Below are 16358 nucleotides of genomic sequence, written 5' to 3'. Positions count from 1 at the left end.
GGCCGTCAAGCTCTCATGACGACGGGCCGGCCTCGGCATTCCCGGCGAGCATGCGCCTGAGTTCTCGCCTCAGCAGCTTGCCCTGGGCGCTGTAGGGCAAGGCATCGACCATGCGGATCTCCTTGGGGCGCTTGATGCGCCCCAGCCGCTCGCGGCACCACGCGTCCACGCCGGCGACGAAGGCCTCGGCATCCTCGGGTGCCGCGCGTGGCACCACGAAAGCGACCGGTCGCTCACCAAAGTCCGCGTCCGGCGCGCCGATGACCGCCGCCTCGCTGACCTGGCTCATTTCGCACAGGGCCGCCTCCAGCTCCTGTGGATAGATGTTCACGCCGCCCGAGATGATCATGTCGTCCAGGCGATCGGTGAGGAACAGGTATCCCGCCTCGTCCACGTAGCCGACGTCTCCGAAGGTCTGGTAGCCCTGCCGGCTGGTGCGGGCGGCGGTCTTCTCCGGATCGTGGCGGTAGGCAAAGGGGGCGATGCCCGAGAAGAACACGCGTCCGACTTCGCCGGCCGTCAATTCCCGGTCGTCCTCCCCCAGCACATGCAGCGAGCCTTTACGGGCGCGACCGACGGACCCGGGCCGCTCGAGCCACTCCTGCGTACCGATGGCGGTCAGCCCCACGCCTTCGCTGCCGGAATAGTATTCCTCGATGATCGGTCCCCACCACGCGATCATGGCGCGCTTGACCGGCACCGGGCACGGCGCTGCGGCATGCACCGCCACGCGGTGGTGCGGCGCGTGGAAGGCCCGGCGGCGCTCTTCAGGCAGGGCGAGCAGCCGATTGAACATGGTCGGCACCCACTGCGAATGCGTGACGCGCTCCCGCTCCATCAGATCGAGCGCGTGGGCAGCGTCAAACCTGGACATCACAAGCACCGAGCCCCCCGCCGCCTGGAATGCCAGGCTCCAGCGCAACGGTGCGGCGTGGTGCAGCGGCGCAGTGGACAGGTAAAGCGATCCCTCCCGGATGTCGAACATGTCGATCAGGTCCGCTGCGAAGGACGGCGTGCCCAGCTTCTGAGCCGGCAAGGCGCGTTCCACGCCCTTGGGGCGGCCGGTCGTCCCGGAGGTGTACATCATCAAGGCCCCGGAGGACTCCTCGGCCACCGGCGTGGCGGCATGTGAGGTCAGAAGCGGTCCCAGCGGCTGGAATCCCGCCATTGCGCCTCGTACCGACAGCCAGACCGGCCGGGTCTTCACGCGCCCCGGCAGCTCACCCAGGGTGGCCGCCGCGTCCGCACTGACCACCACCACCCGGGCATCGCAATCCTGGATGACATAGGCCGCGTCGGCAGCGGACGCGGTGGCGGCAATGGGTGTCAGGTACGCGCCAACCCGGTAAGCCCCCCAGATCAAGGGAAAGACCATCGGATCGTTGCCCACGACGGCTGCGACGTGATCGCCGCGCACGATGCCCAGGCTCCGCAAGGTATGCGCCACCTGATTGGCGAGCGCCTCGAGTTCGCCATAGCGCATGGCCGCACCCTCGGTGCGAATCGCAATGCGCTGCGGATCCAGTTCCGCCCAGCGCCGCAAATCAAAATTCATCCTTGCCTCCCAAAGTCGCAGATCGTTCGCGCACCGCCGCCATCTGCGCCCGGATGGGCACGAACTCGGGCATGCGCAGTGAGCGCCGCAACCGTTCGGCTCCATCCAGCACGAAATTGTGACCCGTCAGATAGGCCGCAAAGGGCGAACACAGGTAAGTGGCGGCCCAACCGAGTTCATGGGTTTGCCCCACGCGCAGCGCAGGAATGCGCCTCCACTCGGCTTCATAGCCCTCTGGCCGCTGCGCACGCATGTCGGTCGAATGGTCCTGGTGTGGAAACAGGCCGGGCGTGAGCGCGTTGACCCGGATGCCGTCGGGCGCCCACTCCACCGCAAGCGTTTCCGTTAGGCTCAGGACACCCGCCTTCGCCGCGGCGCTGTGGGCATGGCCAGGCGCCCCACCCTGCGCGTAGGCCACCGAGATGTTCAGGACAGCGCCGCCACCGCCCTGCCCCACCCTGCGGCGCGCGAATTCCTGGCTGCAGAAGAAGGTGCCGTCGAGCACGATGTCGGTCACTGCACGCCACCCGTTGGCGCTCAGTTCCTGGGCGGCCACCGGAAAGTTGCCCGCCGCGTTGTTCACCAACACATCCACGGGCCCCAGGGCTTCCTCGGCAGCGTCAAAGCATGCCTTGACCTGCTCGGGCGAACGCACATCCAGTGGCAGCGCAATGGCGCGCCCGCCGATCATCCGCACGGCCTCGACCCCGGCTGCCACGTGCTCGGGCTTGCGACTGGCGATCACGATGGCTGCGCCCAATCGCGCGAATTCCAGCGCCATCGCCTTGCCCAACCCGGTTCCGCCGCCGGTGATCAGTACAACGCGTCCGGCATAGGTGTCGGGCGGCAGCATGGCGGTTCCAGCTGGCGGGGGCGGTGGCAGACCAGGCGTCGTGCGCACGGTCGGCACATTGCTCATGGCATCCATCTCATTGTGCTTGTCTCTTGGCATATATCCAGGCGTTCGCAACGAGCAACCTGAACGACTTCTGTTGTATCGATCGATGAAATAGACAGACAATCATCTGCTACCGTATCATATGCCATGATACCAAATAAACGAAGGAGCGATTGATGGCTGGCCTCTGGTTTGAGCAATTCGAGACAGGACAGGTGTTCGAGCACGAGATTCGACGCACTGTCACGGAAGCCGACAACATGTGGTTCAGCAACGCCACCTACAACCCGGCGGCCATTCACATTGATGCCGAGTATTGCAAAGGCACGGAGTTCGGTCAGCCCTTGGTAAACAGCATCTTCACGCTTGGCCTGGTGATCGGCCTGTCCGTGCAGGACACCACGCTGGGCACCACCGTGGCCAATCTCGGCATGACCGATGCGCGCTTTCCCAAGCCCGTGTTCGCGGGCGACACCATCCGCTCGCGCACCACGGTGCGCGAGCTGCGCGAGAGCAAGTCGCGCCCCAACGCCGGCATCGTGACCTTTCTTCATCAAGGCCTCAATCAGCGCAGTGAAGAGGTCTGCACCTGCACACGGCAGGCCCTGATGTTGCGAAAGCCGGCGAATTGACGCGACATGTACCTCTCGCAACTTCTTCACCGGCACCATCAGTGCCGACCAGAAAAGACCGCCGTGGTGTGCAATGGTCGCCGTTTGAGCTATGGCGAACTTCACGTTCGCGTCGCCCGAAGGGCAGGTGCCCTGAAGGCGGCCGGCGTGGGCCACGGGGACCGCGTCGCACTGTTGAGCCAGCACTCGATCGAGACGGTGGAATGGATGTTCGCCTGCTGGTGGCTCGGCGCCGTGTTCAGTCCGCAGAATGTTCGCTGGAGTGCGCCGGAAATCGTGGATGCGTTGCTCGACAGCGAGCCCACGGTGCTCCTGCACGATGACCTCCACGAGACACTTGCTCAGACGGTCGCGTCCCGCGCTTCGGGTATCCCGACGCTGCCCATGGACACGCCGGTCGACGTCGCTGCGGTGGATGACGCACGGGCCGGCGGGCAGGATCTGGCTGCGCTGATCTACACCGGGGGCACCACCGGCCGATCCAAGGGCGTGATGCTGACCCATGCCGCTCTCGGAACTGCAGCGCTCGGCCGGCTGGCTGAACTGCCTCCCCTGGGGGACAGCGTGGCATTGCTGACCACGCCGAACTTCCACGTGGCATCGTTGATTCGCGCCATCACGCATTGGATCGCTGGAAGCACACTGGTCATCCTGCCGCAGTTCCGCGCCGCAGCAGCACTCGACGTGATAGAGCGTGAGGGCGTGACGGATGTGCCCTTCGTGCCCACCATGCTGCAGATGGTGCTGGACGACCCCGCGTTCCACCCGGAGCGCATGCGCTCGGTACGGCGGTTGAGCTACGGTGCGGCGCCGAGCGCACAGGCCCTTTTGCAGCGTGCGCAGGCGGCCCTCCCCTGGGCCGGCCTCTACCAGTACTACGGAATGACCGAGTCGTGCGGGGCCGCCACCGCCAGCCTGCCCGACGACCACGACGCCCAGGCCTGGAACACCGGCCGCGCGAGGTCTGCGGGGCGCGCAAGCGCCGTTGTCGAGCTTCGAATCTGCGACGAGGGCGGGCGCGACCTGCCTGTCGGCCAGGTCGGCGAGATCGTGCTGCGGGGTCCGCTCGTGGCGGCGGGCTACTGGCGACGACCGGAGGAAACGGCGCGCACCTTCAGCGGCGGCTGGTTGCGCACGGGCGATGCTGGCCGTGTGGACCAGGACGGCTACCTCTACGTGGTGGACCGCATCAAGGACATGATCGTGTCGGGCGGCGAGAACGTCTACAGCGCCGAGGTCGAGAACGCGCTCACCCGGCATCCGGCGGTGTCGATGGCCGCTGTCATTGGCGTCCCCCATGAACGCTGGGGCGAAGCGGTGCACGCCATCGTGGTCCTGCAGCACGGGATGACCGCTGACGAGGCCGCTCTGCGCGCGCATTGCCGTGAGTTGCTTGCGGATTACAAGGTGCCGAAGTGCGTGGCATTCAGCGACGAACTTCCGTTGACGGCGGCAGGCAAGGTGGCCAAGAACATCCTGCGTGAAAGGTACGGCAAACCATGAAGAGACGGTCATTGGTCCGATCGCTGGCGGGCAGCCTTGTCGCTGCGCAACTCGGTGCACGCGCCGCGGAGTTCTCACCCAGTCGCCCGATCATGCTCGTCCTCCCGTTCGCGCCGGGTGGGTCGACCGATGCCGTCGCCCGCGCGCTCGCCGACGCCTTGCGCGCGCGTCTGGGTCAGCAGGTGGTGATCGACAACAAGCCAGGTGCCGGCGGCGCGATCGCCAACGAGTTTGTTGCCCGTGCCGCACCGGATGGTCACACGCTGTTGCTCGCGGGCTCATCCCTGACGATGAACCCGGCGCTGTCGAAGGTCGGCTACGACCCGGTGAAGTCGTTCACCCCCTTGTCGCAGGTGCTCGAACTGGAGATCTTCCTGGTCACCCGCCCGGACATCCCGGCGCGTAGCCTGCAGGAACTCATCGCCTATGCCAAGGCGCGCCCCGGCATCCTCTCCTACGCGTCCGTGGGCAACGGATCGGTGACTCACTTTCAGATGGAGCTTCTCAAGGCGATGGCCGGACTGCACATCGTGCATATCCCGTATCGAGGCTCGTCACCGGCGATGACCGATTTCATCGGCGGCCAGGTCGACCTGATGTTCGATGGCTTGGCCACCTCCGGACCCTACATCCGCAACGGCAAGGCCCGGGCGCTGGCGGTGGCGGCGCCCACGCGCTCGCGTGCGCTGCCTGAAGTGCCCACCGTTCCCGAAGCGGGTTTGCCAGGCTACGAAGCAACCGCATGGACCGGACTGCTCGGGCCGGCCAATTTGCCAGCGCCCGTCGTTGAAAGACTGAATCGCGAGATCGTTGCAGCGACGCAGGAGCCCGTCTTCCAGCAACGCGTCGAGCTCATCGGCGGCCGCGTGGCAAGTTCGACGCCCCAGGCTTATTCGGATCGCATTGCCAAGGAAACGCTGAAGTGGGCGCGCCTCGCACAGGAGCGCGGCATGCGTACCGCCTGACGACACGGGCGCTTCCCGGAGGCGCCCGCGTGCCGTCGCCGGGTTCCGGTCGCCCTAATGGCGCGATGGATCCACTTGTGCGCGTGCAGCGCCTCGTTGCAGCTTGCCCGTGGCCGTTCTGGGGAGCTGGGAAACCACCTCCAGCCGCCGCGGCAGCTTGTACGCGGCGATGTCATCGCGTGCGAAGTTGCGCAACTGCTCCAGCGTCACCGATTGCCCCGGGCGCAGTTCGACGACAGCGCACACGGTCTCTCCCCATTTGGGGTCGGCGACCGCGACCACCACGACCTCGAGGATCGCCGGATGGCGTCGAAGCGCCTGCTCCACTTCAGCGGGATAGACGTTCTCGCCGCCGGAAATGATCATGTCGCGGATGCGATCGGTGAGGAACAGATAGCCGTCCTCATCGACGTAGCCTCCATCGCCGGTGCGATACCAGCCCTCGCCGTCGATGGCCTCGGCGGTCGCATCAGGCTGGTTCCAGTAACCCAGCATCAGCGTCGGCGTGCGCAGGAATATCTCCCCTGGCCGGCCGGCCTCCAGGGCGCGGCCTTCGGGATCGCGAATCTCCATTTCGAAGGCCGGCAGCAGGCGGCCGACGGAGCGCAGGCGCTGCGGCTGGTCCACCCGGTGCTCGGCCGGCGGGAAGAAGGTGGCCGAGCCGGCGACTTCGGTCATGCCGTAGTACTGGGCAAAGCCACAGCCATTGAACCTGCGCTGGCAGCGCTGAATGAGCTCCACGTCGATGGGTGCCGCACCGTAGAAGAGGGACTTCAGCGGCGGCGCGGCCTCTTCGCTGCCCTCCACCAGATCCACCAGCGCGCGAATGACGGCCGGCACGACGAAGGTGCGCGTGACCTGGTGCCGGCGGCTCAGCGCCAGCAGGTTCGCAGGCGACGCGTCGGCCGTCAGGATGCATGTCAACCCCCGCAGCAGGCCGATGAGCATCCACGACAGACCGCCCGAATGGAAGTTGGGCATGGCCGAAAGCAGGACGTCGTCTCCGTGCCAGTCCGCCCAGTCGGGCACGCCCACTTCCATCCAGCGCGCGATGGACAGCTTGCGGTGCGTCTCCACGACACCCTTGGGACGGCCAGTGGTGCCGCTGGTGTAGAGCTGAAGGCAAGGCGCATCGGGTTCCCACGGCGCCAGCGCCTGCTCCAGAGGCTGGACGAGAATGCCGCGCAGGTCCAGCCCGGCATCGCCCACGGTCGGCACCCGCAGCGGCGGTGACGGCAGCGCGGCGCTCGCGCGCGAAGCGGCATCCGAGAAGTCCGGCGCATGCACCAGCACGCGAGCGCCGCTGTCCCGCAGCACGTACTCGATCTCCGGGACGGCATAGCGCCAGTTGATCGGCACGAGGACGCAACCCGCGCGAATGCAGCCGAACAGCACGGGAAACAGCAGCTCGCTGTTCTTGCCCAGGTACGCCACGCGCGTGCCTCGGGGCAGATCCTGCCGCTGCAGCCATGCGGCAAAGCGGTCGCTTGCCTCGTCGAGTTCCTTGTAGGTGATGCTTCCCTGGTCGCCGATGATCGCCGTGCGTCCACGAAACTCACGCTCCGCCTGCTTGGGGTAGTCGCTCAGGTAGAGCATGTCGTCCGTGGACAGGACCGGTCCTTTCAGCCTCATGCGCTGTCTCCTCGGAGGTCTTGAATTCTCGAATGGATGCGGCTTCAGCCGACCGTGGCATGGCCGTTGTTGAGGACGACCACGTCGCGCTCGGCCACTCGCGTGCGAAAGCTCACCTCGGAGCCATTGCGCCAGATGTCGGTGACCAGGGTTTCACCCGGATACACCGGTGAGGAAAAACGCAGCTTCAGCGACCGCAGGCGAAGCGGATCGTCGTCGCAACAGGCGCGCAGGACCGCGCGGGTGGCCACGCCCAGCGAGCACAGGCCATGAAGGATCGGGCGCTCGAAACCGGCCTTGCGGGCCATCGCCGGATCGGCGTGGATGGGGTTGTAGTCGCCGCTCAGACGGTAGATGAGCGCCGCGCGCGGCAACGTCGCCAGCGACACGCTCAGGTCCGGCGCGCGATCGGGCAGTGCGTGCGGCATCGGTGTCTCTTTGAGCGTCGAGCCGCAGCCGCCGTCGCCCCGCAGCACGTAGGTGCTGTCGATGGTGCTGGCCAACTCGCCCGTCTGCACCTCGCGCAGTTCCTTGCGCAGGAACAGCATGGCGCCCTTGCCCTCGCCTTTGTCGAGCACGCCGACCACTTCGTTGCGCGAGACGTAGGTGGTGTCGGGCTTCAGAGGCCGATGCGTCTCGAAGCCCTGCTCGCCGTGCAGCAGCTTGACCCAGTTCACTTCCAGCTCGGGCGCCATCACCCAGCCGCCCGGATGGCAGATCACGTTGACCAAGGATGGCATCACGTGGAAGGGCTCGGCGCGCTCGTAGACGTACTGCAGGTCCTTTTCGTCCTCTGGGCTGTCGCCCACGCCGATGCCCAGCGCGTAGAGCATCGCGTCGCGTGCCGTCAGCCGGGCCTCCACCGATGGGACCTGGTACTTCAGCATTTTTTCGAGATTCATGTCTTCCTCTTGATTTGTATTGATGGATCCGGGCAGCGTCGCGCGCGTCACTCGGGCAAATGGATCACGCGCTTGCCGAGGTTCTCTCCGCGGTACAGGCCAGCGATGGCGTCGGGGGCTTGCGCGATGCCGGACAGGACTTCCTCGCGGTATTTCAGGCGGCCGCTGCGCACCCAGCCGGCCAGCCGCGCGACGGCCTCCTCGTAGCGGTGCTCGTAGTCCCACACGAGAAAGCCCTCCATGCGGGCCGCCTTGTTCAGCAGGTGGCGTTCCACCCGCGGGCCCGTCGGCCACGGGTCCCAGCTCGCCACCGAGGCGGTGCCGCAGACCACGATGAGCGCGCGCTTGTTGATCAGCGGCAGCACCGCATCGCTGACCGAACCGCCCGTGTTGTCGTGGTACACGTCCACCCCGTGCGGGCACGCCGCCGCCAGCGACTCGGCGAAGCAGGAGGCCTTGTAGTCCACGGCCGCGTCGAAACCGAATGCGTCGGTACACAGGCGGGTCTTGGCGGCTCCGCCTGCGATGCCCACCGTGCGGCAGCCCATGATCGCGGCGATCTGGCCGACGGCCGAGCCGACGGCGCCGGCAGCGGTCGACACCACGACCGTGTCGCCAGGCCGCGGTTGTGCCACGTCGGTCAAGGCGAAATACGCGGTCACGCCGTTGATGCCCAACACGCCGAGCGAGAGCGACAGCGGCAGGTCCTTTTCGAGGACCTTGCGGCGGATGCCCGCGCCATCGCTGACGGCGTACTCCTGCCATCCCAGCATGCCCATCACTGCGTCGCCCTCGGCATAGCCCGGATGGCGGGATGCGACCACCACGCCTGCGGCGAAGCTGCGCATCACCTCGCCCACCTGCACCGGGTCCGAATAGTTGGCCGCGGCGTTGACCCAGCCACGCATGGCAGGCTCGACCGACAGGAACTGGTTTCGCACCAGGAACTGCCCCGCCTGCAGCTCAGGCACTGGCGCCTCCACCACGCGAAAGTGCTCCGTCTGGGGAATCCCGTGCGGGCGCGATGCGAGGAGTACCTGCCGGTGGGTCGTGGGGAACATCGCGTCAGCTGGCCAGACCAAGGATCGAGATCGCCGCGATGCCCAGATAGGGCACGCCGCCCAGGTTGTGCGTCAGCCCCACCGACGGCGACTTGAGCTGGCGCTTGCCCGCGCGCCCCAGCAGTTGGCTGTAGACCTCATAGGCCATGCGCAGGCCCGACGCGCCGATCGGGTGCCCGAAGCACTTGAGTCCGCCGTCCACCTGGCATGGCACGCCGCCGCCCTCGCGGTCATAGAAGCCGTCGAGCACGTCCTTGACGGCCTGGCCGTCTGCGGAGACGCCCAGGTCCTCCATCGTGACGAGCTCCGTGATGGAGAAGCAGTCATGCACCTCCATCAGGTCGAGTTCCTCGCGCGGATTGCGGATGCCCGCTTCCTCGTAGGCCCGGCGGGCGGCATTGCGCGTCGTGCGCACGTAGCTGCCGTCCCACTGGGTGGTGCCGGTCTCGACGCCTGAGGCGGTGGACAGCTGCAGCGCCTTCACGGTCACCAGATCGCGCTTGCCCAGCGCGCGGGCGATTTCGGGCGTGGTCACGATGGCTGCCGCAGCACCATCGCTCACGCCGCAGCAGTCGAACAGGCCCAGCGGCTCGGCGATCATGGGCGCGCCCAGGATCTGCTCCATCGACACGGCCTTCTGCAGGTGTGCCTTGGGGCTGAGCGTTCCGTTATGGTGGCTCTTCCAGGACACATGCCCGATGGCCCGTTTCAGGTCTTCTTTCGAGATGCCGTGCTTGGCACGGTAGCCGGCCGCGAGCTGCGCAAAACCGGCGGGCGCCGAACCCATGGGCATCCACAGGTCGTTGAACGTGCCCTTGAAGCCTGGTGGCAAGCCACCATAGCCGGTGTCCTTGAGCTTCTCGGCGCCCACCGCCAGCGCAATGTCGACGGCGCCGGAAGCCACCGCATAGACCGCACCGCGCAGGGCCTCCGTGCCCGTGGCGCACATGTTTTCCATGCGGCTGACGGGAATGGTGTCCAGCCGCAGCGCGACCGCGGCGGGAATCGACGAGTTGCCCACATTGACCTGATCCAGGCACGACCCATACCAGGCCGCCTCGATCTGGCGACGCTCGATTCCCGCATCGGCCAGGGCTTCGTCGAATGCCTCTGCCAGCAGTTCGGGCGTGCCCGCCTCCCATCGCTCGCCGAAACGCGAGCATCCCATGCCCAAGATCGCGACCTTGTCCTTGATACCGGTTGCCATGTCTTTGTCCTTTCACGCCTGAATCGGCGTGGCTTTCCAGAAATAGCGCGGATAGCCCCGCGCCTTGTCCACGTCCTTGATGCGGTAAACGATCCTCATGGGAGTGCCCGTGTCCACCCCGCCGGCGCCGACATCCACCATCTCCATGAGCAGCCGCGCACCGTTGTCGAACTGGATGAAGCCGACGTACAGCGGCGGCGCCGGGTGGTAGGACAGCCAGTCGGCCGTGTGCGTCAACACCGCACAGGGCACGTCGGCCAGCCCGACCTGGTCGAAATCGGATGCCGGCGCATTGCACTCCGGACTCACGCAGTAGGCCAGTTGCGGGAACTGCACCGTGCCGCAACGGCGGCAGCGTCCGGCCTGGAAGCTGCCGAGCTGGTCGCGCGAGCGCCATTGCTCGGTCAGCGCAGTCTTGACGGGCTTCTCGGCCCGCATGCCCCACTCGAGATCGATCCCCTCGTCATAGGACAGCATGCGCAGGTAGCTGTCATGGGACTGCGCATCGGCCAGTGCGCCGCTGACGCCGCGTACCGGCTTGAAGTCGGCGATGGCGTCCGTCACGCGCAGCACCAGGGCGTCACAACCCTGACCGAAGCCGATCAACAGGATGTGATCGCCCGGCTTCGCTTTCTCCAGCGTGGCCGCAAGCATGAGCAGCGGCTGGGCCGCACCCGCATAGCCGCAGGCTTCGTCCATCGCGTCCACCTCGATGCCCGCGGGCAGTTCCAGCTTGCGGCTGAGCGCCGCCGCGATGCCGCGGAAGGGGCTGGGCATGATGAAGTGCCGGATATCCGCCGGACCGGTCTTGGCCTGTGCCAGCGCCGCATGCGCCACGCGCGGCACCTGCTTCATGTAGCCCTCGTCCCGGATCCAGCGCTCTTCCCAGAAATAGTCGTAGCGCTTGTCAGCGCTGCGGAAGTGATCGACGAAGGGGGCCGAGACACTGACGCTGCCGACCAGCTCGGCCAGCACCTTGCCGCTGCCGAGGCTGAAGGCTGCCGCCCCCGCGCCGAAGCCGATTTCCTGCGTACTTGCCGGCTTGCCGTGCAGGCGGTCGCTGGCCACCACCAGGGCATCGCCGCCACCGGCCAGCGCCTCCAGCAGCGCCGCCGTGCCACAGCGCTGGGAGTGCGCGATGTCCAGCGTGCGGATGTCCTCGCGCAAGCCGAGCGCGCCGGCCACCAGCGCCGCGTTCTGCATGTCCGAGAACGGCAAGGTGGTGGAGGCCAGCATCAGCCGATCGAAGCGCCCGTACTCGCGCGCAGGGGTCGCGTCGCGCAACGCCTCCACCGCCATGGTGATGCTGTCCTCGTCCCAGCTGCAAAAGGCCCGCTGGCCCTTGGCCAAGCCGCGCAGCGAGGGGGCCATCCACTTGTGCGCCGCGGCAATCGCCGAGCGCTCCATTCGCAGGCGCGGGATGTACCCGCCGAATCCGGTTATGCCAAAGGCATCTTTGCTTGTCACTTTGCCGCCTTCCTTTCAGTGTCGGGTCGTCCCCATCTCGAATGCCGGGCATTGCCTGGATACGTTGCCTTCGATCGGATGGGGCGATAATGGGTAGTATGGCATACTGTATGTAGCCATACTAAATTTTTCCGACCTTTTTTTCAGGAGACAACCGTGGTTGGGCTGGACGAAGAAACCAGGGCCCTGATGGCCCGAACCCTCGAGCGCTTTGTGGCCGATCACTACGATCCGGCGGTGCGGCTGGCCCGCCTCAAGGCGCCGCACGTGGATTACCGGCTTCACTGGGCACTGCTGACGGAACTGGGCCTTCCGGGCCTGGCCTTGAGCGCGGACCGAGGAGGCCTCGGCGGCGGTGCGGTGGATCTGGGCCGCGCCTTTCAGATCCTGGGGCACGGCCTGGTGCTGGAGCCGGTGGCCGAGGCCTTGATCGGCAATGCGCTGCTAGCGAGCGCTTTCCCGGCCGACAGCGCCGCGCTGGAGCAGGCCCTCGCGGGCGAGCGTGTCGTCATCGCGCCCAACCTCGCGCCAGGGTGTTCACTTCGCATCTCTGGCAGTGGTGCCGCGGTGCGCATCAGCGGGCATCTGCGGGCCGTGCCCCATGCCGCGCAGGCCGACGAGTGGCTGCTTGCGGCACGCACCACCGATGGCCAGGAGCGTTTGCTGCGCCTGGGTACGGCGGGCTTGAACACGCCTGGCGTCCGCATGCAGACGTTCCGTCTGCTGGACGGCCGGCCCGCAGCGGACTTGCATTTCGACGAAGCCGCGCTGCCGCCAGATGCTCTTTGCGGGGATGCCGCGGCCGGCACCGCCACCCTGGCCCGGGGCCGCGAACTGTGGCTGACCGCGCAGTGCGCGGATGCGGTCGGCGTCATGGCGCACGCGCTGGCGCTCACACGCGACTACCTGCGCACGCGCATCCAGTTCGGCGTCGCGCTGGCCACGTTCCAGGCCCTTCAGCACCGCCTGGCCGACATGCACATGGCTTACCTCGAAGCGTGCGGCCTGCTCCGCGCCTGGACCGAGGCCATCGACGACGACGCCCCCACCCGGCGCGACGCGCTGCGCCAGGCCCTGCCGCGCGTCACCACGCGTGCGGGCCGACTGGTGGGCCAGGAGGCGATCCAGATGCATGGCGGCATGGGCCTGACCGAAGAACTGGTCATCAGCCACTGCAATGCCCGCCTGCAGGTGACCGGCAGCCTGCTGGCGCCCTGGATCGCCAGCGGCATTCACGAAGACGTACGGGAGGCCACATGAGCGCCAAACATTTCAGCCCGCAGGACTTCAACGAAGCGGCCTTCCGCGCCGAGGTGCGCGAGTTCGTCGCCACCCATCTCGATCCCGCCACTCGGCACAAGGTGCAGAACGGCCTGTACCTGTCCAAGCACGACTACGTGAACTGGCAGCAGGCGCTGCATCGCCGCGGCTGGTTCGGTGCCACCTGGCCGAGCGCCGCCGGGGGCAAGGAGTGGTCCGTGCTGCAGGAGCACGCCTTCCTGCAGGAATGTGCGATCGGCGCCGCGCCCATGCTGATCCCCTACGGTGTGAACATGGTCGGCCCAGTGCTCTACACCTTCGGCAACGCCGAGCAGAAGCGCCGCTGGCTGCCCGGCATCCTCACCAGCGAAACCTGGTGGTGCCAGGGCTATTCCGAGCCCAACGCAGGCTCGGACCTGGCTTCGATCGTCACCGGAGCGGTGCGCGACGGCGATCACTATGTCGTCAACGGCACCAAGCTCTGGACCACCGAGGCTCACTGGGCCGACATGATGCATTGCCTGGTGCGCACCGAGCGCACGGCGCGCAAGCAGGAGGGCATCACCTTCCTGCTCATCGACATGAAGACACCCGGCATCACGGTCGAGCCGATCGTCACGCTGGACGGCGTGCACCACACCAACCAGGTGTTCTTCGACAACGTGCGGGTGCCGGTCGAGAACGTGGTGGGCAAGGAAGGCGACGGCTGGAAGCTCGCCAAGTTCCTGCTCTCGCGCGAGCGCAGCTTCATTGCCGACACGGGCAACAAGCTGCGCATGATCGCCCAGATGCGCGAGTCCGTGCGCGCCTACTCGCCTGCGCTATCGGACCCGGCCCGAGCCGTACTCGCCGAGCGCCTCGCCACGCTGGAGGCGGACCTCGTCGCCTTGGTCGAACTGGAGCGCGGCTATCTGCAGGAATGGGTCGCCGGCCATGACGACGGTATCGGTGCCTCGGTGCTCAAGGTGCGCGGCAGCGAACTGCTGCAGCGCATGAGCGAGTTCTGGCGAGAAAGCCTCGGGCCCTACGGCGCGTGCTACGACCCGGCCGAGCGCAACGGCGGCGATGGCCTGAGTTCCCCGCATCCATGGATTCAGGCCGCCGCGATCAACTACCAATATCTGTACGGGCGCTGCTGGAGTGTCTTCGGCGGCGCCAACGAAATTCAACGCAACATCATCGCCGCCAACCTGCTGCGCGGCTGAACCCAGGAGAACCCATGCTGGAACGAAAAATTTACGGGGAAGAGCACCAGGCCTTCCGCGAAACGGCACGCCGCTTCATCGACGCGGAGATCGCCCCCTACCACGCGCAATGGGAACGCGAAGGCCAGGTGCCGCGCGAGCTGTGGCGCAAGGCCGGCGCGGCCGGCCTGCTGGGCTGCTCCATTCCCGAGGAATACGGCGGCGCCGGTGCGGACGCGCTGTTCAACTTCGCGCTGGTCGAAGAGATCGCCGCCTCGGGCTACACCGGTCCGGCCTTCGCCGTGCACAACGAGATGGTCATGCCCTACATCCTCGCCTTCGGCAATGAGGAACAGAGGCGCAAGTACCTGCCCCGCATGGTGCGTGGCGAACTGATCGGCGCCATCGGCATGACCGAACCGCAGGCCGGCAGTGACCTCAAGGGCATGCGCACACGCGCCGTGCGCGATGGCGACCACTACGTGATCAACGGCCAGAAGACCTTCATCTCCAACGGCCAGATCTGCGACGTGCTGGTGCTGGCCTGCAAGACCGATCCGGACGCGCGCGGAGGCGGCATCTCGCTGTTCATCGTCGAAACCGACCGGCCCGGCTTCGTGCGGGGCAAACGGCTGGAAAAGCTCGGCCTCAAGGCGCAGGACACTTCGGAGCTGTTCTTCGAGAACCTGCGCGTTCCGGTCAGTGCCCTGCTCGGCGAAGAGCATGGCGGCTTCAAGATGCTGATGAAGAACCTGGCACAGGAGCGATTGACGCAGGCGGTGCGTTCTGCCGCCGTGGTCGAGGCGGTACTGCAGTGGACTGTGGACTATGCCCGCGAGCGCAAGCTGTTCGGCCAGACCCTGTCGGATTTCCAGAACACCCAGTTCAAGCTGGCCGAGATCAAGACCGAGGTCACCGTGGGGAGGGTGTTCGTCGATCACTGCGTCCAGCAATTCATGGCAGGGACCCTGGACGGAACGGACGCGGCCATGGTCAAGATGTGGCTGTCGGAACTGCACGGACGGGTCGTCGACCAGTGCCTGCAGATGTTCGGCGGCTGGGGCTACATGTGGGAATACCCCATCGCCCGCGCCTACGCCGATGCGCGCATCACGCGCATCGCGGGCGGCTCCATAGAGACGATGAAGTCCATCATCGGCCGCTCCCTGTTCACGCAGCCCAAGGACCGCCAATGAGCCATCCAGCCGCCATCCGTCCCGTCCGTTCCATGCTGTTCGTTCCCGCGGACAGCGAGCGCAAGCTGGCCAAGGGTGCCGACACCGCCGCCGATGCCCTGATCCTCGACCTCGAGGATGCAGTGGCCCCGAGCCGCACGGCCATCGCGCGCGGCATGGCGCTGGACTACCTGCGCGCGCATACCGACCGTTCGCGCCAGCAGCTGTGGGTGCGCATCAATCCGCTGGACGGTGACGCGGCCCTCCTCGACCTGATGGTCGCCGGCGGCGCGCCCGATGGCATCGTGCTGCCCAAGGTGCGCAGTGCCTCGGAAGTCACCCGGCTGTCCAACTTCCTCGATGCCTTGGAAGTGCGTGAAGGCGTCGCCCGAGGCACCATCCGCATCATGGCGGTGGCCACCGAAACGCCCCAGGCCCTGTTCACGCTCGGCAGCTACGAGGGCTGCTCGAGCCGGTTGGCGGCGCTCACCTGGGGCGCGGAGGATCTGGCGGCCGCGCTCGGTGCCAGCACGAACCGGCGCCCCGACGGCGAGTACGACACGGTCTACCAGCTGGCCTGCGCCGGTTGCCTGGCGGCTGCCCACGCAGCCGCAGTGCAGCCCATCGACACCATCTGGCCCGACTTCAAGGACGAGGCAGGGCTTGCGCAGGATGCACGCCGTGCGCGCCAGCGCGGCTTCACGGGGAAGATGGCGATCCATCCAGCGCAGGTGGACGCCATCAACGCGGCGTTCACCCCCAGCGATGAGGAACTGGCCTGGTCGCGCCGTGTGGTCGATCTCTTCGAAAGCAACCCGGGCCTGGGCACGGTGGGGCTGGACGGGAAGATGCTCGACATGCCCCACCTCAAGCAGGCCCAGCGCGTGCTGGCACTCGCCCAGCGGTTCGCCGCCTGA

Annotated in this window: 14 protein-coding genes; 7 read left to right on the top strand and 7 right to left on the bottom strand. The window is 67.0% G+C overall.

Going from position 1 to position 16358, the window contains the following annotated elements:
- Positions 1–13: 13 nt before the first annotated feature.
- Together VAR608DRAFT_RS02345 and VAR608DRAFT_RS02340 are read right to left on the bottom strand one after the other, a co-directional pair.
- Entirely contained in the window at positions 14–1555 is a 1542-nt protein-coding gene (locus VAR608DRAFT_RS02345) for an AMP-binding protein (RefSeq protein ID WP_088952607.1), read from the bottom strand.
- Positions 1545–2408 (bottom strand): SDR family oxidoreductase, encoded by an 864-nt coding sequence (locus VAR608DRAFT_RS02340; protein ID WP_088952606.1) that lies wholly within the window; start codon positions 2406–2408, stop codon positions 1545–1547. Before VAR608DRAFT_RS02340 ends, VAR608DRAFT_RS02345 begins: the two co-directional genes overlap by 11 nt.
- Before the next feature lie 221 nt (positions 2409–2629).
- Here VAR608DRAFT_RS02340 and VAR608DRAFT_RS02335 point away from each other — a divergent pair, with 221 nt between their 5' ends.
- The 3 genes from VAR608DRAFT_RS02335 to VAR608DRAFT_RS02325 are packed head-to-tail and all read left to right on the top strand — an operon-like array spanning position 2630 to position 5553.
- Positions 2630–3085 (top strand): MaoC family dehydratase, encoded by a 456-nt coding sequence (locus VAR608DRAFT_RS02335; RefSeq protein WP_088952605.1) that lies wholly within the window; start codon positions 2630–2632, stop codon positions 3083–3085.
- Positions 3086–3091: 6 nt separating this feature from the next.
- Positions 3092–4588 (top strand): acyl-CoA synthetase, encoded by a 1497-nt coding sequence (locus tag VAR608DRAFT_RS02330; protein WP_088952604.1) that lies wholly within the window; start codon positions 3092–3094, stop codon positions 4586–4588.
- Entirely contained in the window at positions 4585–5553 is a 969-nt protein-coding gene (locus VAR608DRAFT_RS02325; protein WP_088952603.1) for a tripartite tricarboxylate transporter substrate binding protein, read from the top strand. Before VAR608DRAFT_RS02330 ends, VAR608DRAFT_RS02325 begins: the two co-directional genes overlap by 4 nt.
- 54 nt (positions 5554–5607) lie before the next feature.
- On the opposite strand, the gene VAR608DRAFT_RS02320 is transcribed toward VAR608DRAFT_RS02325, so the two are convergent.
- Genes VAR608DRAFT_RS02320 through VAR608DRAFT_RS02300 form a run of 5 tightly spaced genes read right to left on the bottom strand, consistent with a single transcriptional unit; the run spans position 5608 to position 11822 of the window.
- Positions 5608–7185 carry a class I adenylate-forming enzyme family protein gene (locus tag VAR608DRAFT_RS02320; RefSeq protein WP_088952602.1) on the bottom strand — a complete coding sequence of 526 codons (1578 nt, stop codon included), beginning with the start codon at positions 7183–7185 and terminating at the stop codon, positions 5608–5610.
- A gap of 44 nt (positions 7186–7229) precedes the next feature.
- Positions 7230–8087 (bottom strand): MaoC family dehydratase, encoded by an 858-nt coding sequence (locus VAR608DRAFT_RS02315; RefSeq protein WP_088952601.1) that lies wholly within the window; start codon positions 8085–8087, stop codon positions 7230–7232.
- A gap of 47 nt (positions 8088–8134) precedes the next feature.
- Complete coding sequence (locus VAR608DRAFT_RS02310; RefSeq protein ID WP_088952600.1) at positions 8135–9148, bottom strand: NADP-dependent oxidoreductase; 1014 nt, start codon at positions 9146–9148, stop codon at positions 8135–8137.
- 4 nt (positions 9149–9152) lie between these two features.
- Positions 9153–10355, bottom strand: coding sequence for an acetyl-CoA acetyltransferase (locus VAR608DRAFT_RS02305; RefSeq protein WP_088952599.1), 1203 nt, complete (start codon positions 10353–10355; stop codon positions 9153–9155).
- A gap of 12 nt (positions 10356–10367) precedes the next feature.
- Positions 10368–11822, bottom strand: a complete 1455-nt coding sequence (locus tag VAR608DRAFT_RS02300; RefSeq protein WP_231973145.1) for a 3-oxoacyl-[acyl-carrier-protein] synthase III C-terminal domain-containing protein — start codon at positions 11820–11822, stop codon at positions 10368–10370.
- Between the two features lie 156 nt (positions 11823–11978).
- Here VAR608DRAFT_RS02300 and VAR608DRAFT_RS02295 point away from each other — a divergent pair, with 156 nt between their 5' ends.
- Genes VAR608DRAFT_RS02295 through VAR608DRAFT_RS02280 form a run of 4 tightly spaced genes read left to right on the top strand, consistent with a single transcriptional unit; the run spans position 11979 to position 16358 of the window.
- Positions 11979–13082 carry an acyl-CoA dehydrogenase family protein gene (locus tag VAR608DRAFT_RS02295; RefSeq protein WP_088952597.1) on the top strand — a complete coding sequence of 368 codons (1104 nt, stop codon included), beginning with the start codon at positions 11979–11981 and terminating at the stop codon, positions 13080–13082.
- The gene (locus VAR608DRAFT_RS02290; RefSeq protein ID WP_088952596.1) at positions 13079–14287 is read left to right on the top strand and encodes an acyl-CoA dehydrogenase family protein; all 1209 of its coding nucleotides are present in this window, start codon (positions 13079–13081) and stop codon (positions 14285–14287) included. Before VAR608DRAFT_RS02295 ends, VAR608DRAFT_RS02290 begins: the two co-directional genes overlap by 4 nt.
- A gap of 14 nt (positions 14288–14301) precedes the next feature.
- On the top strand, positions 14302–15462 hold the full coding sequence (locus VAR608DRAFT_RS02285; protein WP_088952595.1) for an acyl-CoA dehydrogenase family protein: 1161 nt from the start codon (positions 14302–14304) through the stop codon (positions 15460–15462).
- A complete protein-coding gene (locus tag VAR608DRAFT_RS02280) occupies positions 15459–16358 on the top strand; it encodes an HpcH/HpaI aldolase/citrate lyase family protein (protein WP_231973143.1) in 900 nt (299 codons plus the stop codon). Before VAR608DRAFT_RS02285 ends, VAR608DRAFT_RS02280 begins: the two co-directional genes overlap by 4 nt.

The organism is Variovorax sp. HW608 (genome assembly GCF_900090195.1).
In the GTDB taxonomy this organism is placed as follows: Bacteria; Pseudomonadota; Gammaproteobacteria; order Burkholderiales; family Burkholderiaceae_C; genus Variovorax.
This window is presented reverse-complemented; position numbering and strand designations above follow the sequence as displayed.

Excerpts from the sequence above, each read along its gene's own strand:
- VAR608DRAFT_RS02345 (WP_088952607.1), bottom strand. The coding sequence starts at position 1,555 with ATGAATTTTGATTTGCGGCGCTGGGCGGAACTGGATCCGCAGCGCATT.
- VAR608DRAFT_RS02305 (WP_088952599.1), bottom strand. The coding sequence starts at position 10,355 with ATGGCAACCGGTATCAAGGACAAGGTCGCGATCTTGGGCATGGGATGC.
- VAR608DRAFT_RS02335 (WP_088952605.1), top strand. The coding sequence starts at position 2,630 with ATGGCTGGCCTCTGGTTTGAGCAATTCGAGACAGGACAGGTGTTCGAG.
- VAR608DRAFT_RS02340 (WP_088952606.1), bottom strand. The coding sequence starts at position 2,408 with ATGCTGCCGCCCGACACCTATGCCGGACGCGTTGTACTGATCACCGGC.
- VAR608DRAFT_RS02330 (WP_088952604.1), top strand. The coding sequence starts at position 3,092 with ATGTACCTCTCGCAACTTCTTCACCGGCACCATCAGTGCCGACCAGAA.
- VAR608DRAFT_RS02310 (WP_088952600.1), bottom strand. The coding sequence starts at position 9,148 with ATGTTCCCCACGACCCACCGGCAGGTACTCCTCGCATCGCGCCCGCAC.
- VAR608DRAFT_RS02325 (WP_088952603.1), top strand. The coding sequence starts at position 4,585 with ATGAAGAGACGGTCATTGGTCCGATCGCTGGCGGGCAGCCTTGTCGCT.
- VAR608DRAFT_RS02320 (WP_088952602.1), bottom strand. The coding sequence starts at position 7,185 with ATGAGGCTGAAAGGACCGGTCCTGTCCACGGACGACATGCTCTACCTG.
- VAR608DRAFT_RS02280 (WP_231973143.1), top strand. The coding sequence starts at position 15,459 with ATGAGCCATCCAGCCGCCATCCGTCCCGTCCGTTCCATGCTGTTCGTT.
- VAR608DRAFT_RS02285 (WP_088952595.1), top strand. The coding sequence starts at position 14,302 with ATGCTGGAACGAAAAATTTACGGGGAAGAGCACCAGGCCTTCCGCGAA.
- VAR608DRAFT_RS02315 (WP_088952601.1), bottom strand. The coding sequence starts at position 8,087 with ATGAATCTCGAAAAAATGCTGAAGTACCAGGTCCCATCGGTGGAGGCC.
- VAR608DRAFT_RS02290 (WP_088952596.1), top strand. The coding sequence starts at position 13,079 with ATGAGCGCCAAACATTTCAGCCCGCAGGACTTCAACGAAGCGGCCTTC.